Annotated in this window: 27 protein-coding genes; 10 read left to right on the plus strand and 17 right to left on the minus strand. The window is 72.6% G+C overall.

Annotation, left to right across the window (positions count from 1 at the left end; all coding sequences use genetic code 11):
• Positions 1-111 precede the first annotated feature (111 nt).
• The gene (locus EMA17_RS12035; RefSeq protein ID WP_126636923.1) at positions 112-621 is read right to left on the minus strand and encodes a DinB family protein; all 510 of its coding nucleotides are present in this window, start codon (positions 619-621) and stop codon (positions 112-114) included.
• 48 nt (positions 622-669) lie between these two features.
• Positions 670-5,805, minus strand: a complete 5,136-nt coding sequence (locus tag EMA17_RS12040) for a caspase, EACC1-associated type (protein ID WP_160161381.1) — start codon at positions 5,803-5,805, stop codon at positions 670-672.
• A gap of 207 nt (positions 5,806-6,012) precedes the next feature.
• Between EMA17_RS12040 and EMA17_RS12045 the strand changes: the two genes are divergently transcribed.
• From EMA17_RS12045 to EMA17_RS12065, 5 genes are all read left to right on the plus strand, one after another.
• Positions 6,013-6,306, plus strand: a complete 294-nt coding sequence (locus tag EMA17_RS12045) for a hypothetical protein (protein ID WP_126636925.1) — start codon at positions 6,013-6,015, stop codon at positions 6,304-6,306.
• Positions 6,307-6,598: 292 nt separating this feature from the next.
• Positions 6,599-7,204, plus strand: coding sequence for an HIT family protein (locus tag EMA17_RS12050; RefSeq protein WP_246126604.1), 606 nt, complete (start codon positions 6,599-6,601; stop codon positions 7,202-7,204).
• A 114-nt stretch (positions 7,205-7,318) separates the two neighbouring features.
• Positions 7,319-8,305 (plus strand): aminoglycoside phosphotransferase family protein, encoded by a 987-nt coding sequence (locus tag EMA17_RS12055; protein WP_246126605.1) that lies wholly within the window; start codon positions 7,319-7,321, stop codon positions 8,303-8,305.
• Positions 8,306-9,113: 808 nt separating this feature from the next.
• Positions 9,114-9,611, plus strand: coding sequence for a TetR/AcrR family transcriptional regulator (locus EMA17_RS12060; RefSeq protein WP_246126606.1), 498 nt, complete (start codon positions 9,114-9,116; stop codon positions 9,609-9,611).
• Between the two features lie 112 nt (positions 9,612-9,723).
• Positions 9,724-10,584 (plus strand): alpha/beta fold hydrolase, encoded by an 861-nt coding sequence (locus tag EMA17_RS12065; protein WP_126636927.1) that lies wholly within the window; start codon positions 9,724-9,726, stop codon positions 10,582-10,584.
• A 22-nt stretch (positions 10,585-10,606) separates the two neighbouring features.
• On the opposite strand, the gene EMA17_RS12070 is transcribed toward EMA17_RS12065, so the two are convergent.
• Positions 10,607-11,593, minus strand: coding sequence for a helix-turn-helix domain-containing protein (locus tag EMA17_RS12070; RefSeq protein WP_246126607.1), 987 nt, complete (start codon positions 11,591-11,593; stop codon positions 10,607-10,609).
• A gap of 74 nt (positions 11,594-11,667) precedes the next feature.
• Positions 11,668-12,348, minus strand: coding sequence for a hypothetical protein (locus tag EMA17_RS12075; RefSeq protein WP_371862990.1), 681 nt, complete (start codon positions 12,346-12,348; stop codon positions 11,668-11,670).
• Between the two features lie 131 nt (positions 12,349-12,479).
• On the opposite strand from EMA17_RS12075, the gene EMA17_RS12080 reads away from it, so the two are divergent.
• The 3 genes from EMA17_RS12080 (at position 12,480) to EMA17_RS12090 (ending at position 14,252) form a co-directional block, all read left to right on the plus strand.
• Positions 12,480-13,055: a TetR/AcrR family transcriptional regulator gene (locus EMA17_RS12080; protein ID WP_126636929.1), complete on the plus strand. Its 576-nt coding sequence runs from the start codon at positions 12,480-12,482 to the stop codon at positions 13,053-13,055.
• A gap of 73 nt (positions 13,056-13,128) precedes the next feature.
• Positions 13,129-13,581: a cytidine deaminase gene (locus EMA17_RS12085; protein ID WP_126636930.1), complete on the plus strand. Its 453-nt coding sequence runs from the start codon at positions 13,129-13,131 to the stop codon at positions 13,579-13,581.
• A 230-nt stretch (positions 13,582-13,811) separates the two neighbouring features.
• A complete protein-coding gene (locus EMA17_RS12090; protein ID WP_126636931.1) occupies positions 13,812-14,252 on the plus strand; it encodes an NUDIX domain-containing protein in 441 nt (146 codons plus the stop codon).
• 12 nt (positions 14,253-14,264) lie between these two features.
• On the opposite strand, the gene EMA17_RS12095 is transcribed toward EMA17_RS12090, so the two are convergent.
• Together EMA17_RS12095 and EMA17_RS12100 are read right to left on the minus strand one after the other, a co-directional pair.
• Positions 14,265-14,948 (minus strand): response regulator, encoded by a 684-nt coding sequence (locus EMA17_RS12095; protein ID WP_126636932.1) that lies wholly within the window; start codon positions 14,946-14,948, stop codon positions 14,265-14,267.
• Positions 14,945-16,168, minus strand: a complete 1,224-nt coding sequence (locus EMA17_RS12100; RefSeq protein WP_126636933.1) for a sensor histidine kinase — start codon at positions 16,166-16,168, stop codon at positions 14,945-14,947. The genes EMA17_RS12095 and EMA17_RS12100 overlap by 4 nt, the downstream gene beginning before the upstream one ends.
• Positions 16,169-16,367: 199 nt before the next feature.
• On the opposite strand from EMA17_RS12100, the gene EMA17_RS12105 reads away from it, so the two are divergent.
• Both EMA17_RS12105 and EMA17_RS51705 read left to right on the plus strand, forming a co-directional pair.
• Positions 16,368-17,297, plus strand: a complete 930-nt coding sequence (locus EMA17_RS12105; protein WP_126636934.1) for an ABC transporter ATP-binding protein — start codon at positions 16,368-16,370, stop codon at positions 17,295-17,297.
• Positions 17,294-18,076 carry an ABC transporter permease gene (locus EMA17_RS51705; protein WP_160161382.1) on the plus strand — a complete coding sequence of 261 codons (783 nt, stop codon included), beginning with the start codon at positions 17,294-17,296 and terminating at the stop codon, positions 18,074-18,076. The genes EMA17_RS12105 and EMA17_RS51705 overlap by 4 nt, the downstream gene beginning before the upstream one ends.
• Positions 18,077-18,329: 253 nt before the next feature.
• Here the strand turns inward: EMA17_RS51705 and EMA17_RS12115 are convergent, their stop codons facing one another.
• From EMA17_RS12115 to EMA17_RS12165, 11 genes are all read right to left on the minus strand, one after another.
• A complete protein-coding gene (locus tag EMA17_RS12115; protein WP_126636936.1) occupies positions 18,330-19,115 on the minus strand; it encodes an ABC transporter permease in 786 nt (261 codons plus the stop codon).
• Positions 19,112-20,122 (minus strand): ATP-binding cassette domain-containing protein, encoded by a 1,011-nt coding sequence (locus EMA17_RS12120; protein ID WP_126636937.1) that lies wholly within the window; start codon positions 20,120-20,122, stop codon positions 19,112-19,114. Before EMA17_RS12120 ends, EMA17_RS12115 begins: the two co-directional genes overlap by 4 nt.
• A gap of 34 nt (positions 20,123-20,156) precedes the next feature.
• Entirely contained in the window at positions 20,157-20,993 is an 837-nt protein-coding gene (locus tag EMA17_RS12125) for a DUF4097 family beta strand repeat-containing protein (protein ID WP_126636938.1), read from the minus strand.
• A 247-nt stretch (positions 20,994-21,240) separates the two neighbouring features.
• Positions 21,241-21,780, minus strand: coding sequence for a hypothetical protein (locus EMA17_RS12130; RefSeq protein WP_126636939.1), 540 nt, complete (start codon positions 21,778-21,780; stop codon positions 21,241-21,243).
• Between the two features lie 214 nt (positions 21,781-21,994).
• A complete protein-coding gene (locus EMA17_RS12135; RefSeq protein ID WP_126636940.1) occupies positions 21,995-22,207 on the minus strand; it encodes a ferredoxin in 213 nt (70 codons plus the stop codon).
• On the minus strand, positions 22,186-23,184 hold the full coding sequence (locus EMA17_RS12140; protein WP_126636941.1) for a pyridoxamine 5'-phosphate oxidase family protein: 999 nt from the start codon (positions 23,182-23,184) through the stop codon (positions 22,186-22,188). The genes EMA17_RS12135 and EMA17_RS12140 overlap by 22 nt, the downstream gene beginning before the upstream one ends.
• Positions 23,185-23,253: 69 nt before the next feature.
• The gene (locus EMA17_RS12145) at positions 23,254-23,709 is read right to left on the minus strand and encodes a VOC family protein (RefSeq protein WP_126636942.1); all 456 of its coding nucleotides are present in this window, start codon (positions 23,707-23,709) and stop codon (positions 23,254-23,256) included.
• A 161-nt stretch (positions 23,710-23,870) separates the two neighbouring features.
• On the minus strand, positions 23,871-24,587 hold the full coding sequence (locus EMA17_RS12150; RefSeq protein ID WP_126636943.1) for a hypothetical protein: 717 nt from the start codon (positions 24,585-24,587) through the stop codon (positions 23,871-23,873).
• Between the two features lie 92 nt (positions 24,588-24,679).
• Positions 24,680-25,456 (minus strand): hypothetical protein, encoded by a 777-nt coding sequence (locus tag EMA17_RS12155; protein WP_246126608.1) that lies wholly within the window; start codon positions 25,454-25,456, stop codon positions 24,680-24,682.
• A gap of 208 nt (positions 25,457-25,664) precedes the next feature.
• A complete protein-coding gene (locus tag EMA17_RS12160; RefSeq protein WP_126636944.1) occupies positions 25,665-26,183 on the minus strand; it encodes a GNAT family N-acetyltransferase in 519 nt (172 codons plus the stop codon).
• A gap of 12 nt (positions 26,184-26,195) precedes the next feature.
• Positions 26,196-26,795, minus strand: a complete 600-nt coding sequence (locus tag EMA17_RS12165) for a helix-turn-helix domain-containing protein (protein ID WP_126636945.1) — start codon at positions 26,793-26,795, stop codon at positions 26,196-26,198.
• Between the last annotated feature and the right edge of the window lie 26 nt (positions 26,796-26,821).

Consider the following 26,821-nt stretch of genomic DNA (forward strand, 5'->3'; position numbering starts at 1 on the left):
TCGTGTCCCCGGGCGGTGTCGGGTGGGGTTTCACCGGGGGGCGAAACGCGCGACCGCCGTCCCGAAATTCGGGACGGCGGTCGCGGTGGGGAGGAAGCGGGCGGGGGCGGGTCAGGCGCCGACAGTGCCGTCGACGCCCTCGCGGAGGAAGTCGGCGTGGCCGTTGTGGCGGGCGTACTCGTGCATCAGGTGCAGCATGACCAGACGCAGCGACACGTCCTGGTCCCACCTGGCGTTGTGGCCGATGACGTCCAGGGACTCCGCCTCGGCCTCGATCCGTCGCGAGTGGGCCACCTCTGCCTCCCAGGCGGCGAAGGCCTCCGAGCGGGTCGACCCGCTCGCGTCGTAGGCCACCTGGAAGTCGCCCTCGTCGGACCACACGAGCGGGATGTCCTCCGCGTTGATCACCCGCCGGAACCAGGTGCGCTCCACCTCCGCCATGTGCCGGACCAGTCCGAGCAGGGAGAGCGTCGACGGCGGCATCGACCGCCGGCGTAGCTCCTCGTCGGAGAGCCCTTCGCACTTCATCGCGAGCGTGGCCCGGTGGAAGTCGAGAAAGGCCCGCATCATCTCGCGTTCGTCGCCGGTCACGGGTGGGGTGGGGCGTTGGTCGGTGGCCATGGGTGTACTCGCTCTCGCTTCGCGTCGGTGTTCGGGTGGACCTGCTTTCTAGCAGGTGGGGAGCTCGTATCCCTGGCCGAAGTCGCGGAGGAGGCGGGCGACGGCCCGGCGGGCGTAGGAGGTCGAGACGGTGAGGTCGCCGGCGGGGAGGGCGCGCAGGATCGCGGCGGCCTCGGGGCGGAAGCGTGGGCTGAGCATGCCGAGGGCGGTCGCGGCGCGGCGGGTGGCGACGGGGGGTGTGGCGGGGGCGGCCGGGATACGACGGAGGTGTTCGGCGGCTTCGTCGAGGAAGCGTGGGCTGAGGGTGCCGAGCAGGCGGGCCGCGCGGGTGCGGGTGTAGGGGGTGGCGTCGGGGGCGGCGAGGACGGCGCGAAGGGTGGTGGCGATGTCGGGGAGGGATTGGCGGCTGAGCTTGAACAGCCTGCGGGCCACCGTGATCTGCTCGTCGGGGCGGGTGTCGGTGGAGGTGAGCAGGAGTTGCAGTGTGGTGACGCCCTCGGCTTGGAAGCCCTGCCCGAGATCGGCGAGTTTCGCCGCCGCCTTGGCCCGTGCGGACGAGGTGAGGTCGGGCGCGGCGAGGATGGCGCGGAGGTGGTCGGCGCCTTCGTGGACGTAGCCGCGGCCGAGCCGGCCGAGTGTGTGGGCGGCGAGGGTTCGGGCGAGGGAGGCGGCGGAGGGGTCGGTGAGGATGGTGCGGAGGGTTTGGGCCAGTTCGTCTCTGCGGGCGGTGCCGACCACGTGCAGAGCATGGGCCGCCCGGCATCGCTCGGTCGGGTCGATGTCGGGTGCCGTGATGATGCTCCAGAGCGCGTCGGAGGCTTCGTCGAGGTAGCCGGCGCCGAAGTCGCCGAGGTTGCGCGCGGCCACCCGACGCAGGACGGGCTGCGTGGCGGGGTCCCGGAGGATGTCCCGCGTCGACGAAACCGCGTCGCTCGTGCAGGCGGGCGAGATCATGACGACAACCCTGGCGACGGCGATGCGGGTGTGCGCGGACAGACCGGGTGTGTGCAGCAGGGCTCGACTCGTGGCCGCGGCCTCTTCGGTGTAGCCCTGACCGAACGTGGCGAGAAGCTGGACGGCGAATGCCCGGTCGACCGGTCGGATCGTTCGGCAAGCGGCCATCTCGCGCAGTGTGTTCGCCGCCAACGCTTCGTCGTCCGGATCTCGATCGGACAGGTCTGTGGCGGCCCAGGCGCGTGTTTCCGGGTCGGCGTCGGGAGCCGAGAGCAGGTCCCGAAGCGCGGCCGTGGACTCCGCCATGTAGCGCACATGGCGATAGCCCAGGATCTGCGCGGCCTCACGCCTGCTCCCGGCGTCCGCGTCCGATGCGTACAGGGTGGCGCGAAGGACCTCTGCCACCTCGTCGGTGCCGCCCCCGAGGGTGTGCAGGGTGCGCGCCGTTTCCGCCCGATGCCGGAGGGCGGTGTCGGGGTTGCTCAGCATGCTTCGGAGCCGGCTCGCCATGGAGTCGAGGTCGTCGGGCGCGAGGGGTATCAGCATGATGGCGATGTGGTTGCGGTACGACGGGGAGATGTTCGGGTCGTCGAACATTCGAGTGAGGGTGTCGATGGCCTCGGGGATATGGATCGCGTCGAGGCCCGACAGGCACCGAGGGATTTCCATGCGTTCCCAGGGCCCGGCGTCGGGCGCCGTCAGGACCTCGCGCAGTTCTCGAGCGGCCGCCGGCACGAACGTGGGTCCGAGTCGGGCCAGGTGTTCCGCCGCGATTCTGCGGTCCGCCGCCGTCACATCGGTGGCGGCGAGCGTTGCTTGCAGGTATGTCGCCGCCTCCGTCACATGGTCGGGACCGAAGTGCCCCAATGTGGCGGCGGCGTTGATTCGCTTGCTCGCGGCCGACGTCGGCGCGGTGAGTACGCGGCGAATGACCTCGGCGGCCTCGGCGAGTCGGCTCGGGTCCAGTCGGGTCAGCGATTGCGCGACACCACAGCGCCGGACGGTATCCACTGTGGGCAATGCCAGGAGTCGGAGCAGGGCGTCGATGCTCTCGTTTGCGTGGACGGGGGCAAGTTCCGCCAGTGCCATGGCCGTTTCCGCCACGTTGTCGTCGCTGATGTTCCGCGCCGCCAGGTCCGCGCGCAGTAGTTGCGCCGCCTCCAGGGTTTGACCCGGGCCGAGGCCGGCCAGGGACCGTATGGCCTGCCTGTGCACATACACATTGGTGTTGGGCGCGACGATGAGGGCGCGGAGGACATCCGCGGCTTCCCCGGTATACGCGGGACCGAGTGCCGCCAACTGCTCTGCGGCGAAGATGCGATCGTAGGGCGAGTTGTGTGACCCGGTTTGGACCTCGCGCAATGCCTTCGCGGCTTCCGGCCCGTGTGTGGGATCGATCTCGGCCAGCGCTCGTGCGGCCCGAGCACATTCGTGGCCGGTCGAGGTGGCGTCGGCGAGGACGGTCCGAAGCGCGGTGACGGCGGCGTCCTTGTGTTCCGGCGCCAGCGAGGCCAGTCCACTGGCGGCGTCGATCACGTTTGCGGCTGTGGCGTCATCCGAGCGGAGCGCGGTCCACAATGCTTCGGTGGCCTCCGCGACATGCGCGGAACCACAGGCGGCCAGCGCGCGCATGGCCGAGATACGTGTGTCGAGGGAGATGCCCTCCCGGTCGAGTACGCCCCGCAGGATGTCGATTGCCATGGTGGTGTCGTGGGACGTCAGGGACTGCGCCAGCCGAACGCGGACATCGTGCTTCCGGTAGCGACTCCCCAGGAAGTCGAACAGTGTTCGACGCACGGCGGGTTCCCCGAGCAGTGCCGCCGCGTTCGAGGCCGCACGTCGCAGTTCCTCGTCGCTCGATTCCCGCGCCAACGTCGACATCAGGTTCGCCGCGAACGACTCCGCGTGCCGATTCGCCGCCGGCACGCCCCGGGCCAGGAGTTCGCCGGCCAACGCCGCGAAGTCGCCGGTGCCGCGACCCAGCCAGTCCAGGATCGCGTCGCCCGTGCCGTACCGGTGGGCGTGGTGGGCCAGGATCGCGTGGGCGAACAGGTCGCCGTGGACGGCTCGGTGCACCGTGTGGGTCCAGTCCGGGGCCGCCGGGTCGAAGTGGGGCGGCAGTCGGTCGGCGCGGACGTCGGCGGCCAGGTGTTCGGCGAAGCTGTAGTGGGTGAAGCGCAGGAAGTCGTGGTGATGGGTGAAGACGCCGACCGTGCCGAGCACCGACGCGACGAGCCTGGGCCACTCCGGGACGCCTCGGCGCGTGGCCCGGCAGTCGTGTTCGTCGAGCCAGTCCAGGGCCAGGTCGAGGAGGGGGCGGGTGCCGGCCGTCGGGTCGGTGACCACCGTGACGGCCAGGTGTTCGACGAGTTCGGGGCGGTGGTCGAACAGGAAGGCGACGCTGGATCGATGTACGGCGGGGCGTAGCGTCCAGCGTTGCAGCACGGTTTGTTGCTGCTCGTGCATCTCCTCCAGGTGTGCGTCGGTCAGGAGGGTGAAGTAGTCGCAGTAGAGGGTGAATCGGTTGCTCGGCAGCGGCGTGGTCGGGTGCTTGCGGTAGACGAGCGCCGCCACCGTCGCCAGCAGCGGCACGCGGACCAGGTCGCGGACGCCGGCGGCCTCGGTCTGGCGCAGGAAGCCGGCCGCCAGGGTCGGCCCGTCGGGATGGTCGCGGAACCAGCGGTGGGCGAATTCGCGCAGCTGCTCGCGGTCGAACGGCTCCAGCGTGTAGGTCCCCGTCGCCGCGTGTTGGAGCGGGGCCAGTTCGTCGTTGGGCAGCGGCCTGGTGGTGATCAGCAGTCGGAAACGGCCGTCGGGGTTGCGGACCCGACCCGCCAACTCGGCGACCAGGCCGCGCCGTCGCTCGGGATCGGTGATCTCGTCCAGGCCGTCGACGATCAGCAGGCACGTGGTGTTCTCGGGCAGGTGGTCGAGCAGGTCGTCCGGGAGGGCGTAGTCGAGGTGTGGCGCCAGTTCGGCGGAGAGGATCCGGACCAGGCGCGGGATCAGCGCGCTGCGCCCGGCGGCCAGGCGTCCGGCGGTCACGCGCAGGGGCAACAGCCGTTCGCCGTCGGTGCCCTGGGCATCTCCCGACTCGTAGGCGAGGGCCAGGGACGCGGCCAGTTGCAGGCTCAGGGTGGACTTGCCCTGGCCCGCGCCGCCGGTGATCAGGACGTGGCGGTGCCGTCCGAGCGTGTCCTCGGCGGCCCGGGCGGGGGCGATCGCGGTTCCGCTCGGCTCGGTTGATACGAAGTGCCTTTGGTGGTGCTCCTCTTCGCGCGGGTTCCGGCGGGGATCCCGGATGCGGTCGAGGGGTTGCCGGGTGGGTGCGGTCGGGGCGCTGCGGGCCTGTTGCCGGACGTAGACGGTGGCGAGTCCGTCGAGTGGCGCGTCGTAGAGGCGGTAGGTGAAGTTGCGCGCGGCGATGGTCTGCGCGTGCAGCAAGTCCCGTAAGTGGGCGGGTAGTCGGGGAGCCGCGGCGGCCGCCGAGGGGTGGCGGTTCCAGCCCAGTACGATCCGGGCGCCCTGATCCTCGTTGCGCTGTCGGGGCCGGGGGAAGCCCAGTTCGGGCAGGGTCCGGTGCAGGTGGGCGTGCACCGTGGCCAGGTCGAGGGTCTTCGGGCCGCCCGGGACGCCGTTTTCGAGGACGTCGATCAACTGCCCGGTGAAGGCCGTGTATTGCCCGCCCACCGGGGCGATCGCCTGCCGGGTCGCCGAGGCGGCGGCCAGCACGTAGCTGCCCTCCACCCGGGACAGCTCGGTCAGCCGCACGTCGTCGGGACCCATCGCCCCGGCCAGGGCCCGGCCGGCGAAGCAGCAGTCCAGGAGTACCGCCTTGGCGGGGACTCGGCGGGCCGCGCGCAGCACGTCGCGGATCTCCTGGAACGGCAGTGCCGTGTAGGGCCGTTCGGGGCGGCAGCGGGGGAGGGACAGCAGCAGGTCCTCGGTGTCCGGGGAGACCAGGCCGTGGCCCGCGTAGTACAGCAGGACCAGGTCGGTCGCGGCGGCCGTGGCGTCGGTGAGCGCGTCCAGGACCAGGTCGCGGTGGTCCGGCTGCTCGATCACGACACAGTTCTCGGCCGGCAGGCCCCAGACCTCCGGATCGGTCAGCAATTCGCGCAGCCGGGACAGATTGCGGGCCACGGCCGGCAACGGGGCCAGGTGTTCGAAGGTGTGTGCGCCGACCAGGACCACCCGGGATCCCCGCGGGTCGTGCGGTGCGCTGCTCATGTCTAACGGGCCCGGGACGGCGGGTCGTCGCTCGGCACCTGCATCCATCCCCCTCGACCGGCCGGGTGGTTCAGCCTAATGGGTGGAGTCGACGGGGTGGGGCGAAACGGTGGGGTCGGGGCGTGGACCTGCGGGCGGTCGGTGCGGGGTGGAATCGGCGGTAGCCTGCCGAGCGCATTGTCGAGGTTCGACGCGGAGGTTTGCGGAGTGGGCAAGGCGGCGGAGCAGGGGGCAGCGGTGGAGGCGGAGACCGACGCGGCGGAGCGGGCCCGGGTGGCGCTGCTCGACGCGGTGGCCCGGATGGCCGGTCAGGCGGGCAAGGAGGCGGTGAGCGTCAAGGAGCTGGAACAGCTCGCGCGCACCTACGCGATCGTGGTGGGACCGGGCTCGGGAGCGGCGTCGCCGGCCGAGATCGCGGGCGGTACGGACCCGGCGATGGCGGAGACCCTACCGATCGTGCCGGTGGCGCGGCACCGTGGGGACGGTCGGGAACCGTCGTAGTACGCGGTGTCGGCGGGGCGGTCGGCTCGACCGGCGGCTCCGCCGCACCACTCGGGCGGCTGAGCGGGGTCGTCCCGGGCGAGTGAGGGTTTGTCGCCCGAGTGGGTGAAACCTCGGGCGGGTGGGGGCGCGCCTGTCGCGGATCCGTCCCGAAGGCGCTGCGGGCCGGTCACAGGCCGGGGCGGGGGCGTGACATCGGTTCGACGCTTTTCGTTGACTCAACCGAACGTTTGCAGCAGCAAGCGGGCTCTCGCCCCCGTTCGTGTTGGAGGCCGTCGTGTGTGGTTCCCAGGTGCCCGGACCCCGCCCGCTCGAAGCGTCCACCTGGCCCGAACGGTACGCGGAGCCGCACCAGGACGCGTCCTGCGCGATGTGCGAAAAGGACTTCGCCGCACCCGACATCGGCTGGGGCCTGCTGCTCAGGCGCGGCGTCTACGGCAACGCCTACCTGTGGCGCTCGGGGCGGGTACGGGGGTACGTCGTCGTGATGTGGACCGGCGGCCACGTCGCACGCCTGACCGATCTGACCGCACGTCAGCTCGCCGGGTTCATGACCGAGGTGACCTCGGCGGGGCGGGCGATCGAGGCGCACTACCGGCCGATGCCCGGGCTCAACGTATCCCTCCTCGAGAACGACATCCCGCACCTGCACGCACACCTGATCCCCCGTCACCCCACCGCCCCGACCCCCGACCGCCCACCCGCCTTCGCCCACCTCGACCGCGACCGACAGGACGAGACCCACATCCAGGCGGACGCGGCGGCGTTGCGAGCCCTGCTGGCCGACCCGGGGGCGACGGAGGCGGTGGTGGGGGACACGCTCCCGCCGTCGGGCGGGAGCGGTTCGCGGGACGCGGGTCGGGCGGGCGACGAGGGCTCCGAGGAGGCCGTCGTGTGAGGCGATCGCCGGGGCGGGCGGGTTCGTTGCCGGCCGCGCCGTTGCCCGCCGGGGCGTGGCAGGGTGGCGGGATAACCCGTTGGTGGTCCCGGCCCCGGCTGGGATGATCGGCGGATGTCCGCACCCGCCTCCGCGTTCGAGCCGCCGTCCACCGCGTCCGGGATGCCCGTGCCGACGGAGCGGGTGGTGCGGAGCCTGGTCGACGCGGTGTTGGGTCGGGACGCGGGGCGACTCGTGCGGCCGATCGACGAGGGCGGGGAGCACTCCTCGTGGTGGGTCGGGTCGGATCACGTTCTCCGGTTGGCCCAAGACGCCGACACGTCCGACCGGCAGCGTCGCGAGATCGCCCTGCGCGACCTGCTGCGTCCCGTGGTCGGCGTCGCGCTGCCCGCGAGCGTGGCCGCCGGCGAGTGGGCGGACGGGCTCGCCTACTCCGTCGACACCCGCATCCCCGGCACCTCCGCCGAACTGCGTCGGGTCTCGCGGCGGGGCGAGGTCGGCCTGGCACGGATGTTGGCCGGCCTGGCCCGGGTCACCGAGGCGGACGCGGTCGGCGTCGGTCTGCCCGTGGTCGCGCCCCGGTCGATGGCCGAACTGCGCGCGCCGGCCGAGGCGGCGGCGCGACGACTCACCACCGACGGCGAGTTCGACGGGACACCGCTGCGCGGCCCGAGCGCGGATCCCGTGTCGAGCGTCGTCGTGCACGCGGATCTCAAGGGCGAGCACCTGATGGTCGGCAGCGGCGGTCGGGTGCGCGGGGTGCTGGACTGGACGGACGCGGTGGTCGGCGATCCCGCCGAGGACATCGCCGGATTGGCCATCGCGGTGGGCGCCGCGGCCGCCGTCCGGGTGGCCGCGGGGGCCGGATACGGCCCCCGGTCGTGGGCCCGGGGGCTCGCACTCGCCCGCCACGACACGCTGATCCGCCTCGCGGACCGCCTGTACGGCACGGACGACAGCCCCATCCCCCTGCTGCGCGCGCAACGGGACCGCGCCTGGCAACCCTCCGCCCTCGACCGGGTCCCCGAGCCGCCGGGCCCGGAAGCGGGCCGGGCGGCGGACCGGTGGCCATGGCCGACGGTCGCCCATCGGCGCGGCTGACGCCCGCGGAGCGCAAGGTCGGCGGCCCGGCTCGGCGGCTCGGATCCATGCGTCGTCGAGGCGGATCGACGGGGTGTCGCCCAGCGTTCGGCGCAGCACCACCGGGGCCGCGAGGTACGCGACGACCGACGGCGCGTCGGCCGGTCGCGGCGGGGAGCGCGGGACGGAGCGCCGGGTAGCGCCGGGTGTGGGTCGACGACTCGTCGAAGGAGTCGAGGGCGTGCGGCGGCGCGGGAACGCCGCCGAAACGTGCCGGGTGGTTCTCCTCGGCCCGGCCGGCCGCGGTGTCGATGCGGTCGACATGCGCCGAGCGGTGCTCGGGAGCCGGACCACAGCCGAACCGCACGAGCGGGCCCCGCGCCTCCCACCGGCCCCCATGAAGCCGGGTCGAGGACGCCGCGGGATCGTCGTCATACCCTCACCGTTTGCGGCACGGCACGTGGGTGTGGTCGTGCCGGGCGGTCGACGTCGGTTCGGGTGTCGCGTGGGGCGATGGGTGTCGCGGCGGGCCGGACGTCGCCGGGAACGGCACTAATGTCGACCGGTGCACTCGTCGCGCCCGGGCGGCGATCGCGCGCCGCGTACCGCGTACCGCGCCGTACGTCCGACGCTCTCGCCGGGTGCGGACAGCGGATCCTCGACCATGGGAGTTGCCGACGTGAACCCCTCCGCACATGAGCCGGTCGAGCCGGGCGCAGAGGCATCCTCCGCCGTCGGCTATCGGCGATCCGCCGGGTCGCCGCGGGGGGAGGCTCGGCGGCGGGAGTTGCTGGATCGGGTCACCGCGGATCTCGCGGCCAATGGGCTCGTGGACTTTTCGCTGCGTCGGGCCGCGCGCGCCGCCGATACCACGCACAAGGTCCTGCTCTATCACTTCGACGGCGCCGACGACCTGCTTCGGCAGGCCATTCTGCGGCTGCGCGATCGGCGGATCGATCGCTCCGTCGCCGCCGGGCGGCCCGGTCCCGATCGGTTGCCGCTGGCCGAGTGGGTGCGGGTGGTGTGGCCGATCCTGGTCGGAGACGAGGCGCGGGTGCTCGACCAGGCCATCGGACTGGCGATGTACGACCCCGACCGCTACGCCGAACTCGGTCGCGGGGCGTCCCGGCAGTATCTGCCCACGCTGCTCGCCATCTGTCCCGAACACTGGCCCGAGCAGCGCAAGTTCGAGGTCGCCGAGATGATCCTCGCGGTGCTTCGGGGGTTTTTGGTGGACGCGCGGACCAGTGGTGACACGGCCGGGGTCGCCGCCGGGTTCGAGGCGCTGATCCGGGCGCTGGAGCGGGAGGAGGCCGCCGACGAGTGACGGTACACCGGCGTCCGGTGGTTCCCGTGGACAGTTTGCGAACCACGTGGTTCACTTTTTTTGAAGGCGAACGGTCAACGGTGAACGCCGGGTGCTGCCGGAGGGGGAGACCATGGCCCAAAAGGAAGTTCGGCTGTCGGTGGGCACGATCGGGTACGAGGACACCGGTGGCGACGGTCCCACGGTCGTGCTGCTCCACGGGTTCCTGATGGATTCGTCGTTGTGGGACGAGGTGATCGCGGCGCTGGCCGTCGACCACCGCTGCCTGGCACCCACCCTGCCGCTCGGCGCGCACCGGCACGCGGTGTCCGCCGACGCCGACCTGTCGCTGCCCGGAGTGGCCGCGCTGGTGGGCGAGTTCCTGGACGCGCTCGACCTGGGCGAGGTCACCCTGGTCGGCGTCGACACCGGCGGAGCGCTCGTGCAACTGGTGATCGCCGGCGGAGACACCGCCCGGGTGGGACGGGTCGTGCTCGCCTCGTGTGACGCCTTCGACAACTTTCCACCCGGGCTCACCGGCAGGACCCTCGTACGAGCGGGCAAACTCCCGCCGCGCCTGTTCGGGCTCTTCATGCAGCAGATGCGGCTGCGCCCGATACGCCGACTCCCGCTCGCGTTCGGGTGGTTGACCAAGCGCGGTGACGCCGCCACCGCCCGCTGGGCGGCACCCGTCCTGTCCCGACCCGAGATCCGCCGCGACGCGGTGCGCATGTTGCGCGCGGCGGGCGCGGACACCGACGTCCTGCTCGGGGCGGCGGAGCGCCTGCCCGACTTCGACCGCCCGGCCCTCGTGGTCTGGGCGAGCGCCGACCGGGTCATGCCCCCGGAACACGGCCGCCGGCTCGCCGAACTCCTGCCCGGGGGACGGCTGGTCGAGATCGACGACAGCTATACCCTCATCCCTCTCGATCGCCCCGCGGAATTGGCGCGCGTCGTGAGGGAGTTCACCCTCGCGACCGACCCGGCCCGGTAGTCGGCGCCGGCACCGGTCCGCGCTACCGGCGGTCCGGCGCCGACTCCCCGTCCGCACGCCGGCGATGGAATGTCCGGCGATACGCGTCGGGCGGTACGCCCACCGTGCGGTTGAAGTGGCGGCGCAGAGTGGCCGCGGTGCCCATGCCGGTGGCCTCGGCGACGGCGTCCACGCTGTCGTCCGTGGTCTCCAGCAACTCCTGGGCCCGGTGGATGCGTTGGATCAGCAGCCACTGCAACGGGGTGGTGCCCGTCACCGACCGGAAGTGCCGGCCCAGGTGGCGCGAGCTCATGTTGGCTCGGCGGGCCAGGTCCTCCACCGTCAGGGGCCGGTCCAGCCGGCCGGCCGCCCAGCCGAGCAGTTCGCCGAGCGGGTGGTCGGGTTGTTCGGGCACCGGAGTGGCGACGAACTGGGCCTGGCCGCCCGGCCGGTGCGGTGCCACCACCAGTCGGCGGGCGATCGTGTTGGCGACCGTCGAGCCGTGGTCGAGGCGGATCATGTGCAGGCTCAGATCCATGGCGGCGGCCTTGCCGGCCGAGGTGAGCACGCTGCCGTTGTCGACGTACAACACGTCCGGGTCCACCTCGACCTCGGGATAACGCTCGGCCAGGGCCTCGGTGTGGGCCCAGTGGGTGGTGGCGCGCCGCCCGTCGAGCAGCCCCGCGGCGGCCAGCACGAAGGCACCCGTACAGAGCGAGGCCACCCGCGCGCCGGCCTCGTGGGCCGCGCGTACCGCGTCGACGAGGTCCGCCGGCGGGGCGGTGTCCACGTCGGCCCAGCCGGGGACGATCACGGTGTCGGCGTCGGCGAGCCGGTCGAGGCCGCCGTCGGGTTCGAGCAGGAAGCGCCCGTCGGCCCGCACCGGGCCGGCCCCGCAGACGATCACGTCGTACCAGTGCTCGACGGAGGTCGGGACCGAGGTCGGCGCCGGTGACCCGAAGATCTCGTGGGCCAGGGCCAGTTCGAAATGCAGGATGCCGTCGGCGACGGCTATCGCGACTGTGCTCACGTCCGGAAGTGTACGCATCGTGTCGTTCCGGACGTCCGCCCGGCCGGCCCGACCCGGCGCCCGGCCCCGTGCCGCTACGGTCGCGGCTCGCTGTACCAGCGCCACGAGGTGCGGCGGGGGTGGCCGGGCAGGTCGCCTCGGCCGGTGGCCCACAGGAGGGTGGGCCAGGGGTCGGTGTCCTGCGGGACGTCCGGGAGGATCCGGGCGATCACCCGTGCGCACACGTCGGCGGGCGGGCTCCAGGGGAGGCCCAGGCCCTCGGTCAGGTCGTACGTGTGGACCACGGTCTCCAGGATGCCCATCGCCGCGAAGCCCTCGGGGTCCGCGTCGCCGAAGATGTGGTGGGCGCGCACGCTCGACGGCGTGGTCCGCACCATGGACACCAGCAGTGCGCCGCTCGCCTCCAGGACCTGCAGCAGGCCGCCGGGGCCGGCCGCGCGGTCCGCGTGGATCGCGTTCGCCGGGCCGCCCGGGCGCCGGCTCTCCCAGAGGAAGGGCACGTTGGCGGTCAACGGCGGGGTCCGCAGGCCGAGTTGGGCGGCGTACGCGAAGAGGTCGTCGCTCAGGTGCTCGACCGTCTCCCAGCAGTCCCACTCCAGCGAACCGGCCCGGTCGTCCCAGGCGGCCGCCGGCGCCGCGCGGAGCGCGGCCACCGCGAGCCGGACGGCCAGATCCAGGTCGTCCGCGGTCACGGGCCCGGGCGACGCCGGTTCGGGCATGGGGTCGGAGGCGCCGACTCGCGGTGAATCATGCATGCCAGGACCGTACCGCCCCCCGCCGTCGACCACCCGAGGCCGCCCACCGACAGTGCGCCGCCCACCGCCCTCGGCGGCGTCGGCGTTGTACTCTCCATGGAAGGCGTAGTACTACGGATGGAGTGGTTCGCATGGTGCGCAGGAACGCCGAGCGGAGGGCGGCGCTGGTCGATGCCGCCATCGAGGTGTTGGCCAAGGAGGGTGCCCGGGGGCTGACGTTCCGGGCGGTCGATGTCGAGGCGGAGGTGCCGACCGGTACCGCCTCCAACTACTTCACGAGCCGCGACGACCTGCTCACCCAGGCCGGTGCCCGGGTCTACGAGCGGCTGGAGCCCGGCGAGGAGATCATCGCGCGACAGCGCGCGAGCACGCCGGACCGGGAGACGTACACCGTGTTGATGCGCGAAGTCGTCGACCGGGTCAGTGCCTTCCGCACCGGCTACCTCGCCTTGCTCGAACTGCGCCTGGAGGCGACCCGGCGGCCGGAGTTGCGCACCGTGCTGACCGAGCGGGTCCGGGCCGACATGGCGGCCAACGTGAGCTATCACGAGCAATCCGGCCTCCCCGGCGACGCCACCGCGGTCCGCCTCCTGTACCTGGCGTTCAACTGGCTCATCGTCGAACAGCTCACCCTGCCGGACGTGTTCTCGGCGGCCGAACGCGACCGCCTCGTCGAGGCGGCGGTCGAACGCATCGTGGGAGTGTGAGGACACACACGGGCGTCCCGCGCCGACCCCGCGTCCGGGATCCGCGCGATCTCCGCGCAGTACCATGCTCCACATGAGCGTCGACCAGGAACTCGTGGACGCCGCGATCGAGTTGGCACGTCGTCGATTCGCCGGGCGCGACGGGTCCGGTGCCGCCGCCCTGCGCCTGGCCGATGGCACGATCCTGACCAGCACCGCGCCGAACCCGCCGAACATCGCCGTGAGCCTGTGCCACGAGACGGGGGCGATCTGCGAGGCGTACAAGCTCGACCGCGACGTGGTCGCGTCGGTGTGCGTGAGCGCCGCCGACGAAGGTGGGGGGTACTGGGTGCTCGCCCCGTGCGGGGTCTGCCAGGAACGGCTGTTCGCCTACGGTCCGGACGTGGCCGTGGCCGTTCCCGAGCCGGCCGACCCTCGCCGGTGGCGCAGCCTGCTCCTGCGGGACGTACAACCCCACTGGTTCGCAAGAGTGTTCCCGGACGACGTCTGGCCCTACCGGCCGGAGGAGATCGAACCGACCCGATAGCGGCGGCCGTTGCCGGCTTTCCCTCCCCGCCGGTTCGGGCGTGACGTCCGTCCCACGCCGGTCGTTGGTCCGGGCACGGGTGCGTGTCGGAGCGCGGGTCGATCCCGTCGGTCCGCCGCTCGCCGGCGACGACACCGTCGTGCCGGGGCGTTCACCCGAAGCACCCGTAGGCGCCCGAAGCGCCCGCAAGTGCCCCGAAGCACCCGGATCGACCCTGGGGAGACCGACACGTGAGCGACCACCGCCACAACGCCATCGCCTACGCCGCCATCATCCTCGAACGCGCGGACGGGGCGGTGTTGTTCATGGAGCGCAAGGACACCGGCTTCGCCGACGGCCTGCTCGCGCTTCCGGGCGGCCTGGTCGACCCCGGCGAACTCCTGATCGAGGCGTGCGCCCGGGAGACCAGGGAGGAGATCGCCACCGACGTGGCCACGGCCGACCTGCGCACGGCCTACGTCTCGCAGGTGCTCGGCGACACCGGCGCACCGGTGATCGGCTGGTACTTCCACACCGCCGCCTGGACCGGCGATCCCACCAACGCCGAACCCGACCAGTGCGCCCGCCTGGCCTGGCTCGACCCCACCGACCTCCCGCCGGACGTGGAACCCACCGACGCCACGGCGGTGACCGCCTGGCACACCAGGGCCCACCCGACCCCGTGGTCCTGACCGGCTCCTGCTCTAGTGCGGGCGCAGTCCCGCGCGGAACGCGGTGATCACCAGTTGTACGCGGTCGCGGGCGCCGAGTTTGGCGAGCAGGTGGCCCACGTGGGTCTTGGTGGTGCCCTCGGTGATGTGCAGGCGGCGGGCGATCTCGGGATTGGTGTGACCCTCGGCGATCAGGGCCAGGACCTCGTGCTCGCGCGCGGTGATCCCGGGCAGCGTGACGGGCGGGGCGGCCGGCTCGACGCCCCCGCTCGGGGCCGGTCGGTCGGCGAACTCGGCGATCAGGCGCCGGGTCACGCTCGGCGCGAGCAGCGCGTCGCCCGCGGCGATCACCCGGATCGCGGCCAACAGGTCCTCGGGCGCGGTGTCCTTGAGCAGGAACCCGCTCGCGCCGCCGCGCAGCGCCTCGTAGATGTGCTCGTCGAGGTCGAACATGGTCAGGATCAACACCCGCACCCCCGGGACGCCCGCCGGGCCGCCCGCGCCGGTGATCAGCCGGGTGGCCTCCAGGCCGTCCATGCCCGGCATCCGGATGTCCATCAGCACTACGTCCGGCCGCTCCCGCCGGGCGAGTTCGACCGCGGCCGTACCGGTACCGGCCTCGGCGACCACGGTGAGGCCCGGCGCCATCTCGATGATCCCGCGAAACCCCGCGCGCACCAGCGCCTGATCGTCGGCGACCAGGACCCGCACGCTCATGCGGCGCGCTCGGGCAACGGCAACACCGCGGTCACCCGGAAGCCGCGCCCCGGCAGCGGGCCGGCGGTGAACTCCCCGCCGTACAGCCCGACCCGCTCGCGCATCCCGGCCAGCCCGTGCCCGTACGGGAGTTCGTCCGGCCACCCGGTTCCCGGCCCGACGCCGTCGTCGCTGACCTCGATCGCCAGCGCGTCCCCGCGATAGTCGACGGTGACCCGCCCGTTCGCGGTGCGCGCGTGCCGGGTGATGTTGGTCAGCGCCTCCTGGACGATCCGGTACGCGGACAACTCCACGCCGGGCGGCAACTCGCGCGGCACACCGAGCACGGTCGATTCCACCCGTAGGCCCGCCTCGGCGCCGCGGTCGAGCAGCGCGGGCAGATCGGCCAGCCCCGGCGCGGGCAGCCGGTCGGCCGGCCCGTCCGCGCGCAGCACCCCGAGCAGGCCGCGCATCTCGCGGATCGTCTCGCCGCTGATCCGCCGGATCGTCGCCAACGCCTCCCGGGCCGCCGCCGGCCGCTGGTCGAGCACGAAGCCGCCGTATCCGGCCTGCACGTTGACCACCCCCAGGCTGTGCGCGATCACGTCGTGCAACTCCCGGGCCAGCCGCAGACGTTCCTCGGCGAACTCGGACCGGGCCAGTTCCGCGTGATGTTCGCGCAGCGCGGCGGCGTACGCGCGCTGCCGGCCGACCGCGTAGCCCACCGCGCCCGCGAGGCCGACGAACAGCGGCGTCAACCACGCGTTGCGCCGCAGGTCCTCCGAACCGAACAACCACGGCACCGCGCCCAGCAGGCCGACCGCGAGCACGCCGACCGCGCCGCGCGGCGGGCACGTCACCGCCGCGCGGTAGACCACGGCCATCGAGACCAGCACCACGAACGGCCCGCCCACGGCCGGCGCGATCGTGGTCTTCCCGGCCACGGCCACCACGACCGCCCAGGCCGCGACCACCACCCCCATCGCGAGCGCGGGCCGAAACCGGCGCAGCACCAGCGCGCCGGCCAGTGTGCCGACGCCGGCCAACGCGACCCACAGGTCCAGCGGGCCCGGCTCGGGCCAGCCGCGTCCGTGCGGGTCGTGGTGGTGGTAGGCGTCCAGTACGCGCAGCACCGCGATCGCCGCCCCGACCAGGGCCGCGAGCACGTCGAGGGCGACCCGGTGCTCGGCCCGCAGCCGCAGGGTGAACGGACGCGACGGCTCGGAGCCCATGGCTGTCATGCCGTCGAGGGTAGGCTCGCCGGCCGCCGTCCCTCATCGCCCGGCAGACCTATGACCACGGTCGTAGTCGGACCCCGATCCCGACCGCGCGCTCCGGCCACGGTGCGATGACCGCGCGTCGGCGCGCCGACACGCTGGAGGGCGTATCGCCGGCGGCACCGGGACGGGCCGACCGGCCGACGCGGATCCGGGAGACGAGATGATCGAAGTGCGCGGGCTCACCAAGAGATACGGCGCGCGTGTGGCCGTGGACGATGTCACCTTCACCGTCGAACCGGGACGGGTGACCGGATTCCTCGGTCCGAACGGGTCGGGCAAGTCCACCACCATGCGGATGATCCTGGGCCTGGTCGCACCCACCGCGGGCCACGCCCTGGTGGACGGGCGGCCCCACCGTGCGTTCGACCGGCCGCTGCGCCGGGTCGGGGCCCTGTTGGACGCGGACGCGGTGCCGGCCGGGCGCAGCGCGTACCACCACCTGGCGAGCATCGCCGCGAGCAACGACATCGCGCGTGGCCGGGTGGACGAGGTGCTGGACGTGGTCGGGCTGCGTGCCGCGGCCCGGCGTCGGGCGGGCGGCTTCTCGCTGGGCATGCGACAGCGGCTGGGCATCGCGGTGGCGCTGCTCGGCGACCCGCCGGTGTTGCTGTTGGACGAGCCGGTCAACGGGCTCGACCCGGACGGGGTCCGGTGGATCCGCACGCTGCTGCGAAAGTCGGCGGCCGAGGGGCGGACGGTGTTCGTGGCCGGCCACCTGATGAGCGAGATGGCGCTGACCGCCGACCACGTGATCGTGTTGAGCCGGGGGCGGGTGATCGTGGACACCACGATCGCCGAGTTCGTGCGCGGCGGTGCGCGGGGCGATGTACTGGTGCGGTCCCCGTACGGTCCGAGGTTGTCGGCGTTGTTGACGGCGCGGGGGGCGACGGTGACGGTCGAGCCGGACGGGGCGCTCGCGGTGGAGGGGTTGGCCTACTCCCGGATCGGCGAACTGGCCGCGGGGGAGGGCCTGGTGATTCACGAACTGGTGGCCCGGCAGGGGTCGTTGGAGGAGGCATACCTGCGGATCACCGAGCCGGAAGCGGTCCACCGGGCGGCCGACGGGGTGCCGGACGGGGCGGGCGCGTGAGCCGGGTCCTGGTTCCGCGCGGGGTGTTGGCGGCCGAGTGGATCAAGCTGCGCACGTTGCGTTCGACGTATTTCACCGTGCTGGTGTCCGCCGTCGCGGCGCTCGGTCTCGGTGCGTTCGACCTGGGCAACCTGGTCGCGGACCGGGACGCGATGTCGGCGGAGCGGCGGGCCGCGTTCGACCCGGTCCGGTTCGGGTTCAGCGGCGGCTACTACGTGGTGGTGCTCGCGGTGGGCACGCTCGGGGTGTCGACGGCGAGTTCGGAGTACGGGTCGGGGCTGATCCGGACCACGTTCACTGCGGTACCGAGGCGGCGGCGGGTGTTCGCGGCCAAGGTCGTGGTCGTCGGCGGGGCCACACTCGTCCTGGGGGAGGTGATCGCCTTCGCCACGTTCTTCCTGGGGCAGGCGATCCTGGCCGACGAACATCTGGAGGTGGGGCTCGGCGCGCCGCACGTGTTGCGGGCGGTGCTCGCGACGGGCGCGTTCGTGATGGTGTTCGCGCTGATCGGGCTGGCGCTCGGGGTGATCGTCCGGCACACGGCGGGTGCGATCGCGGCGCTGTTCGGGCTGTTCTTCGTGGCGCCGATGGTGACCGGGGCGGCCGGGGACCGGTTGCGGAACGGCACTCTGCAGCAGGCGTTCCAGGCGTTGAGCAGTACCACGGGGGCCGATGCCGCCGGGCGGCCGTCCACGGTGACGGCGGTCGTGGTGTGCCTGCTGTGGGTCGGCGTCGCGCTGGCCGTCGCGGCGTGGGTGATCGAGCGGCGGGACGTGTGAGGGCGGGTTTGTCGGCCTTGGTGGTCTCGGTGGTCTCGGGGTGACATGCGCTTGGCCGTCCGACCGGGGGTTCCGGGTCGGACGGCCGAGTGCGGTGGGTGGGGTGTGGCCGCCGGGGAGCGGGTGTTGTGTGCTGTGGGTTGCCGTGCAGTTCGCCGTGCGAGTCACCGTGCGAGTCGCCGTGCGGGTTGCCATGCACTTCGCCATGCAAGTACCAGGTCAGAGCCCTTTTCGGTGCTCGGGGAGAAGGCGCTCAGCGAGCCTTGTTGAACACCCTGCGAGCCCATACATAACCGACCAGGGCGGCGCCGAGGCACCAGGCGAGGGCGATGATCGCGTTGTTGCCGATCTCGGTGCCGAGGAGCAGGCCCCGGAGGGTTTCGATGATCGGGGTGAACGGCTGGTACTCGGCGAACCAGCGCAACCCGGTGGGCATCGAATCCGTCGGGACGATGGCGCTGCCGAGGAACGGCAGGAACGTCATCGGCATCGGGATGTTGCTGGCGGTCTCCACGTTCTTGGCGACCAGGCCGATGCCGGCCGAGATCCAGGTCAGGGCCAGCGTCAGCAGCGTGAGCAGGCCCATCGCGGCGAGCCATTCGAGCGCCGTGGCGTTCGGTCGGAAGCCGACGGCGAGTGCGGTGCCGATCACCAGGGCCAGGCTGACCAGGGTCTGGATCACGCTGCCGACGACGTGTCCGGTCAGGAACGCCGCCCGGGAGACGGACATCGTGCGGAAGCGGTTGACGATGCCCTCGGTCATGTCGACGCATACCGAGATCGCCGTGGCCAGGGCCCCGGAGGTGGCCGCCATCAGGATGATGCCGGGAGCGACGTAGTCGATGTACTCGGCGTCGCCGGTGGGGGAGTCGGCGATCCCGGCGCCGAGGGCGTTGCCGAAGGCGTAGTTGAACAGCAGCAGCATCACGATCGGCATGGCGACCACGGAGACGGTCACCGAGGGATAGCGCAGCGCGTGTCGCAGGTTGCGGCGCAACATGGTCGCCGAATCGCTGACCGCGTAGGACAGGGTGCTCATCGCGGGTTTTCCTTCCGGGAGTCCGGAACGCGGTCGACCTGCGGCCGGCCGGTGAGGGTGAGGAAGACGTCGTCCAGGTCGGGGGTGTGCACGGTCAGTTCCTCGGCGGGGATCGACGCCGTGTCGAGCGCGTCGAGGATGGCGCGCAGGGTGGGGATGCCGGGGTCGCACGGGATGTTCAGGGTGAGCGTCTCGTCGTTGCGGCTGGTGGCGCGGAAGAGGTCGGCGGCGGCGTCGAGCCGGTGCGCGTCGGCGAAGCGGAGCCGGATGTGCGCGCCGGGGATACGCCGCTTGAGTTCGTCGGCGGTGCCCTCGGCGATCAACGTGCCGTGGTCCAGGACCGCGATCCGGTCGGCGAGTTCGTCGGCCTCGTCCAGGTATTGCGTGGTGAGGAGGATGGTGACGCCGCGGTCGGTGACCAGGTCGCGGATGATCTCCCACATGATCCGCCGGCTGCGCGGATCGAGGCCGGTGGTCGGCTCGTCGAGGAAGATCACCCGGGGGTCGCCGACCAGGGTCATCGCCAGGTCGAGCTTGCGTCGCATGCCGCCGGAGAAGGTGACCACCGAGGAGTGGGCGACCTCGGTGAGGTCGAAGCGGGCGAGCAGGTCGTCGGCCCGACGGCGGCCCTCGCGCCGGCCGAGGTGGTGCAGGTCCGCCATCAGGATCAGGTTCTCCCGGGCGGTGAGCAGGTTGTCCACCGCGGCGAACTGGCCGGTGACGCCGATGGATCGGCGTACGCCGTCGGCTGCGCCGGTCAGGTCGTGCCCGGCGATCTCGGCCCGGCCGGCGTCCGCGGTGATCAGGGTGGACAGGATCTGTACCGTCGTGGTCTTGCCCGCGCCGTTGGGTCCGAGCAGGGCGAAGACGGTGCCTTCGGGGATGTGCAGGTCGATGCCGTCCAGCACCTTCTTGTCGCCGTAGGACTTGGTCAGGCCGGTGGCGCTGATCGCGAGGGTGCGGGTGCGGCCGCGGGTGGCGGTGGTCGTGGTCGTGGTCGTGGTCATGGCGATCGTGTCCCTAGGGTCGTGGCTCGTCGATTCAGGCGCGGCGGATCACGATGTGGCCGATGGCGGTGCGGGCGTGCACCTCGACCGTCCGCTCGGTGGCGTCGGGCCCCTGGGCGGCGTCGAGGGAGTTGCGGACGCTGCCCATTCGGGTCCGTACGTCGAGCCAGGCCGCGGTGGACTCGCGGATGCCGATCTCGAGGTCGCCGGAGCCGGACTGGAGGTGGACCCGGCCGCGGGCCACCTCGTCGAGCCGGATCGTGCCGTTGGCGCACTTCGCGTCGACGTCGGAGTGCGCGACGCCCACGGTGATCCGACCGTTGGCCGAGCCGACCTGCAGGCGGCCGGCCACCTCGCGGATCGTGGTGTCGCCGTTGGCGTTCCTGAGCGTCGCCGTGCCGCCGACGGTGCCGATCTCGATGCGGCCGGCGGCGCTCACCTCGGCGTCGCCGACGACGCGGTCCGCGTGGATGGCGCCGTGGTCGGTGTGGGCGTCGAGGGTCTCGGCCGAGTCGATCCGGAGGGTGCCGACCGAGGTCCTGATCCGGCACTCGCCGAGCGGCCCGGTGCAGGTGAAGTCGGCCAGCGGCGTGGTGCCGTGCAGGTCGGAGCCGGCCGGCAACTCGACGACGATGTCCACCGAGCCGGACTTGCCGAACGGCGAGCGCTTCTTGGGGCCCTTGACCAGCAGCCTGCCGTCGGTGCAGGTGACGGTGGTCTGCTCGGCCGTGCGTACGTCGAGTTCGTCCCGGTCGTTGACGGGCCGGACCTCGACGAGCGTGTCGGTGCGCCTGCTCGCGGTGATCCGGACCATGCCGATGTCGAACTCGAGGGTGGCGGTGATGGGTTCGGGGGTGGCGAAAGTAGGCATGGCGGTGCCGTCCTCATGGCTCGATGCGAGGTGGTGCGAGTCGGGGTGACTCGGTGGTGTGTGGGGTCGCCCGGTGGTGGGGCGCGGGCGCGTGGGCCGGTCGGGCGGGGGCGCCGGCGCGGCCGTGTGGCGGTGGCGGAGCGCTTCGGTGGGGCGGTGCGTCGGTGGGTCGGCACCGGCGCACCGCCCGGGGTCCGCTCGCGGCGTCGGCCCGGTGTCGGCCTCGGCCTCGGCGGAGCGGGCCCGGCTAGCGGGCCCAGCCCGTGTAGCCCTGGCGGCCGCGGTGACCGCGCTGGGGGCCGGGGGCGGGGGTGCTCGGGATGGCGGGCTCCATGGCGCCGGCGACCGCGCGGACCAGCCAGGCGTTGACCGACAGGCCCGCGTGTCCGGCGGTCTCCTCGACCCGGGTCTTGAGGTGGGCGGGGAGGCGGAAGTTGATCCGGGCCATCCCGCCCTCGTCCCCGTCCGGCGCCGCGAGTGGCGCCATCGGCACGGACCTCGGCGCCGGCTCGTCCGCCGCCGGCGCCGCGTACGCCTCCTGTGGCGGCGGCGTCGTCACCACGAACTCGGGGTCGAGGCCGCGCAGGCGGATGTCCACGGAGCCCGGCGCCAGCTCGCTGGTGACCTCGGCCATCGCTGCGGACAGTGCGTTCATGAGGGTGAGCCGGGCGGCCGACTCCAGTGGAGCGGTCAGCCGTTCGGCCACGTCCCGAGCCTCGGCGCCGCCTGCGGCGGCGGCGATGGCGAGTTCCCGACGAAGGTTGTCGACGTACGGTGTGAGGTCCATGACGTCATCATGGCACATCCATGGCGTCATTGCGAGCCAATGGCGCCATTCATGCGCCAGGGGCGTGTCACGGCCCGCGCGCCACCGTCCTGGCCGGCCCGAAACACGTCCGCCCGGAGCCGATGGCTCCGGGCGGGGTCGTGCGATGTGGCGGGGCCACGGTCGGGCGGTGCCGGTCCGGGCCCGCGCCCGCGGCGGGTGGTGGTGGCCGGGATCAGGACGTGGGGTCCGGCCCGTCTTCGTCGGTGATCGAGATGGCGCGGGCCGGGCACATGCCCATGGCGGTCCGGACGTGCGCTCGGAGCGCGTCCGACGGCCGGGCCTCGTAGACGAGGAAATCGTCGTCGTCGAAGGAGAACACGTCGGGCGCGGCGAACACGCACTGACCGTGGCTCTCGCACAGGTTCATGTCGACGGTGACGCGCATGGTTCGACTCCCTTGCCGGTGTGCGGGTGTGCGGGTGTACCCGGTGCTGAAGTCGGGTGCTGGACGGGCGGGTTGAAGCGGGAGGATTGTGGCGCGCTCCAACGCAGCGGGACGGCGTCGGGGATCTCCACCACGTCCGTGACGGTGAACTCGACCAGGCGCTGGGCGCCGGGGATTCGGGCGATCTCGTCGCCATCCCACAGGGTGCGGGTCGTACCGGACAGGTGCAGGGACGTCCCGTTGTCCCAACCCGGGACCAACAGCCCCGCGACCGGGTGCAGTTCGAGATTCCCCAGGGTCAGGAACATGGCGTTGCCGACGTAGTCCGGCCAGCGCAGCACGGTCGGGGACGACACCTCCACGAAGCCCGGGTTGCCGCCTCGGTGCGAGGCGTCGGTGTTGCCGCGTTCGTCGGCGGTGGCCACGAAGAAGGTGTCGGCGGCGCGCAGGGTTCGTTGCTGGTCCGGGGTGAGCGCGGTGCCCCGGATGACCGCGCGATCGTCCTCCCGCCGGCGGGAGTTCGGGTCGCGGAGGATGCGGTAGTCGCGTTTTTGGATGTACTTCGGGCAGTTGGCGATGACCTGGTCGGGCAGCACGCGCAGGCCGCCGGGCACCGGCGTGGAGCGGCCGTTGATCCGCATCCTGCGCCGGGACGCCGGCTCGATGGCGATCATCCCGACCCGGGCCGGTTCGCCGAGGAGGTCCGCGAGCGGGTCCTCGGCGAGTGGCAGTGCGTCGATGGTGAGTGTGTGCGGGTCGGGGGCGGACAGGAAGCCGGGGTCGCCGGTCAGTTGTGAGCACCAGATCCGACCGGCCGCGTCCGCGCCGCCGACGATGATCATGGGCTGTTCGGCGAGGAATGCCGCGGCGACCGGCGGGATGGCGTCCCCGATGCCGCCGAGCGAGTGCGCGGCCTGGCTGGTGAGTCGGGCGCGGTCCTGTACCGCGCGTTCCCCGCGGTGGTAGTCGGTTGCCACGACATTGCCTCCGGATCTGCGGTGTGCGGTGTGGGGCGTGCGGTTGGTGGGGGTGGTGCGCCGCCGGGTCTAGAAGAAGCCGCAGGTCGGCGCACCGGCGGTGGGGGCGTCGGCCGGGTCGGCGCCGGACGGGGCGTAGATCTCCAGGCGGATGCCGTCCGGGTCGGTGAAGAAGATCCCGCCGGAGGTGCCGTGCTCGCCGTGCGGGACGACGCCGTCGTAGTCGAAGTGCGCGTCGAGGCCGCGCAGGACCCGTTCGGCGGCCTTCACCTCGTCGATGGTCTCCACCTGGAAGGACAGGTGGTGCAATCCGGGACTCCGGGTCGGGAACGCGCCCTCGCTCTGCTGCCACAGCGTGATCAGGAGCTTCCCGTCCCGCCCGAGGAACGCGAAGCGGCGACCCTCCTCGTTGCCCTCGGCCGATACCTCGACCTCCAGGACCGCCCGGTAGAAGGCCACGGAACGGTCGAGGTCGGTGACGTTCAGCCCGACATGGCCGGTCTGAAGTGCCTTGAGGTTGCCCATCGTTGCTCCTTGTTCCCGATCGGCGCGACGCGACGCCACATGCTCGGTGCTCGGGATGAGCACCATCTATCTAATGATTACACACTTCTGTAGTCATTAGAAATCGAAGGCAGGCCAATCCCGCGGTCGGCCGACCGCGGGATTGGTCGTGGCTCTGCGGGTCAGTCGATCGGGGGTTGTGGCCCGCGGCCGCCGTCGGGGTCGTCGAGCGCGGCGAACCGCACCCTGCGCCCCAACGCCGCGAAGCCGTAGGTCAGTTGCTCGTAGTGCTCGCGTTGTTCCTCGAGTTGCCTGGTCACCTGTACGGTGCCCGGCAGCCACGCCGCCCCGGAACCGGGCGTCGAGCCGGGCACGGCGCCGGACGCCGGACCGGCGGGACCGGCCGTGGATCCGGGTGTCGAGGAGGCTTCCGGGAAGACCATCGTGGTGTACGTGGTTCCGGGCACCCGGGGATCCCCGGAACGCGGGTAGACGATGAAGTCCCACGACTGGGCGCCCCCGGTCGCCGTCCCCGGGTCACGCAGCAGCAGGGCGTACGCCGGCGGCTGCCGCCACACCTGGAGCGGGGCCAGCACCGCGAGGTCGGGGCTCACCACGCGCCACCGCGACGCCGGGCGCCCGACGTGGTGCCGGTCGGAGAACAGCTCCCGGCGCAGCTCGGCGTAGCGCGGTGCGATCGCGGCCAGGCCCTCGACCGCCGCCGCCACGTCCATCCGGCTGTCGCAGTAGTCGATACTGCTTTCCCGGGCGCCGAGTTCGCGCCGTATCGAGGCGCGCAGCACCGGGTCGAGCGCGCCGAGGGGATAGGCGTCCTCGGCGCACTCCGCGGTGAACAGTCCGGCCTCGTACAACCCCCGGTACCGCGCCGCCAGCTCCATGTCGACGTTCTCCCCACACTCGGTCGCGGCTGTCCGGTCAGGATAGGACGATCGTGCTCGCCCCGACGGGACGTGACGCCGACGGGCGTGGATCAGCGACCGAGCCGGCTGTACGTCTTGAACGTGTACAGCCCGTCCAGGGTGACCGAGTTGCTGCCGCCGGGCGAGGGCAGGCCGTTGTGCCGGTTCAGCACCGTGCCGAGCGGACCACAACCGCCGGCGGCGGGGACGGCGACCGTGTCGTCCCACAGGGTTCCCTTGAGGACGGGCGGGTCCTTGGAGATCCACTCGCTGGGACCCTTGCGCGTCATGGTCAGCCGGATCGGCTGCTCGGCGGTGCCGATCGAGCAGTCCTTCGGCAGCAGCGGGCCGCTCAGGGCCAGTGTCACGTCCAGGCCGCCGGCCGAGGTGCCGTGCGAGAGGAAGTCGAACCAACCGCCGTACTTGGTCTCGACGTTCATCCCGAGGAGCGGCGCGCGCTCGGGGAGGCCGGGGACGCCGAGCAGGCCGCCGGAGGTCGGGCTCGGGGTCGCGTGCAGCGCGCCGAAGACCTGGCCCGTGGTGCCGTCGGGCAGCGGGCCCTCGGCGTGCGTGATGGTCATCGGGCGAATCGGGACGACGATCCCGCCCAGCCGCATCTCCCCGGTGGCGACGTGTACTTCGCAGCGCCACCTGTCGGGATCCGCGCCGGCGGGCAGTGCCGGGCAGTCGCCGAAGTCGAAGGTGGGGAGCGCGGCGGCGGACGGGGCCGCCCGGTCTCGTGGCGGTGCCTCGGCGAGCGCCGGCGCGGTGGTCGACGCCACGGCGGCGAGGGCGAGTCCGGTACCGGCGGCCAGCCTGGTGAAGGTGCGGTTTCTCCTGCGGTCCACGGTGATCGTTCCCCCTGGGGTGCGACTGGCGTTCCCGTTCGGCAAGGGCCGAACCCCCACGAAGGTAGGGAAGTTCGACCCCCGCCCGGAATCCGGCGACCCCCAGGCCCGGCACGGGGGACAGCCCCATCACCGGCGGGGGGTTACCGGTCGGGGGAGCGGCGCCGGGCGACCGGTGACCGATCCACCCGGTGCGAACCGTTCGGGCTCAGGCGACGCGCTTGTAGTAGAAGGTGCAGTCCCGCAGCGTCCCGGCCGGGTCGGTCGCATAGTCCGGGACCAGTCCGTATCGGGTCCAGCCGGCCGTCCGGTACAGGTGGTCGGCGGTGCTCTCGGCCTCGGTGTCGAGCAGGAGCAGGTGTCTCCCCGCGTCGGCGGCGCCCTGTTCGGCGGTGCGCAGCAGGGCTCGGCCGAGTCCGCGCCCCCGGGCGTCGCCGTGGACCATGAGCTTGACCACCTCGGCGCGATGCCGGCTGTTCGGCCTGGGGTCCAGGACGAGACCGACCGTGCCGGCCACGCCGTTCGGGCCTCGGGCGACCCACACCCGGCGGCTGCCGTCGGCCACGGAGGAGTCCAGGGAGCGCCACCAGGCCGCCGCCGCGGCGTGGTCGAGCGGGGTGACGAAGCCGACGGAGGAGCCGCCGGCGACCACGTCGACGAGGAGGTCGGCCAGGTTCGCGATGCCGGCGCGGAAGTCGTCGACGGTCAATCGGGTGATGGTGTGCAAGGCGGCTCTCCGTCAGGGCAGGACGATCAGCAGGGCGTAGCGGACCGGTTCGGGTCCCGGGTTGCGAAAGCGTGAGCGGTCCCACGACCGGTAGCGCAGGCAGTCGCCGGCGCGCACCTCGTGCGGCCGACCGCCCGAGGTGACCTCCAGGACGCCGTCCAGCACCCAGATGTGGTGTTCGAGGCCGGGTAGGGACGGGCCGTCGTAGGCGATGTCCGCGCCCGGGCGCAGGGTGCCCTCGACGACCTCGCCGCGCAGGCTCGGATGCGGCGGGGACACCGATCGACGAGTGAAGCCCGAGGTCCGGTCCTGCCACACCTCCTGCCGCTCGGCGCGGACCAGCCGTGGTGGCTCCGACTCGACCTCGGCCAGCAACTGCGACATGGTCCGTTCGTACGCCGTGCACAATCGGCCGAGCAGCGCCGCCGTCGGGCTGATCTCGCCCCGCTCCAGCCGGGACAGGGTGGACCGGCTCACGTCCGTCCGGCGCCCCAACTCGTCCAGCGACCAGCCGCGTTCCGACCGGAGTTCGGCGAGCCGACCGGCCAGCCGCGCCTCGACCTGTGCGGCGGCACGGCTCGGCGCCGCCGCGTCCTCGTCCGTGTCTCTCATATTCGAGACGGTATCCCGAATACGGG

Origin of the sequence: Embleya hyalina (assembly GCF_003967355.1) — a bacterium.
GTDB lineage: Bacteria > Actinomycetota > Actinomycetes > Streptomycetales > Streptomycetaceae > Embleya > Embleya hyalina.

Excerpts from the sequence above, each read along its gene's own strand:
- EMA17_RS12105 (WP_126636934.1), top strand. The coding sequence starts at position 16,368 with ATGATCGAAGTGCGCGGGCTCACCAAGAGATACGGCGCGCGTGTGGCC.
- EMA17_RS12125 (WP_126636938.1), bottom strand. The coding sequence starts at position 20,993 with ATGCCTACTTTCGCCACCCCCGAACCCATCACCGCCACCCTCGAGTTC.
- EMA17_RS12085 (WP_126636930.1), top strand. The coding sequence starts at position 13,129 with ATGAGCGTCGACCAGGAACTCGTGGACGCCGCGATCGAGTTGGCACGT.
- EMA17_RS12080 (WP_126636929.1), top strand. The coding sequence starts at position 12,480 with ATGGTGCGCAGGAACGCCGAGCGGAGGGCGGCGCTGGTCGATGCCGCC.
- EMA17_RS12120 (WP_126636937.1), bottom strand. The coding sequence starts at position 20,122 with ATGACCACGACCACGACCACGACCACCGCCACCCGCGGCCGCACCCGC.
- EMA17_RS12100 (WP_126636933.1), bottom strand. The coding sequence starts at position 16,168 with ATGACAGCCATGGGCTCCGAGCCGTCGCGTCCGTTCACCCTGCGGCTG.
- EMA17_RS12150 (WP_126636943.1), bottom strand. The coding sequence starts at position 24,587 with ATGGAGCTGGCGGCGCGGTACCGGGGGTTGTACGAGGCCGGACTGTTC.
- EMA17_RS12115 (WP_126636936.1), bottom strand. The coding sequence starts at position 19,115 with ATGAGCACCCTGTCCTACGCGGTCAGCGATTCGGCGACCATGTTGCGC.
- EMA17_RS12075 (WP_371862990.1), bottom strand. The coding sequence starts at position 12,348 with ATGCATGATTCACCGCGAGTCGGCGCCTCCGACCCCATGCCCGAACCG.
- EMA17_RS12035 (WP_126636923.1), bottom strand. The coding sequence starts at position 621 with ATGGCCACCGACCAACGCCCCACCCCACCCGTGACCGGCGACGAACGC.
- EMA17_RS12130 (WP_126636939.1), bottom strand. The coding sequence starts at position 21,780 with ATGGACCTCACACCGTACGTCGACAACCTTCGTCGGGAACTCGCCATC.
- EMA17_RS12055 (WP_246126605.1), top strand. The coding sequence starts at position 7,319 with ATGTCCGCACCCGCCTCCGCGTTCGAGCCGCCGTCCACCGCGTCCGGG.
- EMA17_RS12145 (WP_126636942.1), bottom strand. The coding sequence starts at position 23,709 with ATGGGCAACCTCAAGGCACTTCAGACCGGCCATGTCGGGCTGAACGTC.
- EMA17_RS12040 (WP_160161381.1), bottom strand. The coding sequence starts at position 5,805 with ATGAGCAGCGCACCGCACGACCCGCGGGGATCCCGGGTGGTCCTGGTC.
- EMA17_RS12065 (WP_126636927.1), top strand. The coding sequence starts at position 9,724 with ATGGCCCAAAAGGAAGTTCGGCTGTCGGTGGGCACGATCGGGTACGAG.
- EMA17_RS12165 (WP_126636945.1), bottom strand. The coding sequence starts at position 26,795 with ATGAGAGACACGGACGAGGACGCGGCGGCGCCGAGCCGTGCCGCCGCA.
- EMA17_RS12095 (WP_126636932.1), bottom strand. The coding sequence starts at position 14,948 with ATGAGCGTGCGGGTCCTGGTCGCCGACGATCAGGCGCTGGTGCGCGCG.
- EMA17_RS12135 (WP_126636940.1), bottom strand. The coding sequence starts at position 22,207 with ATGCGCGTCACCGTCGACATGAACCTGTGCGAGAGCCACGGTCAGTGC.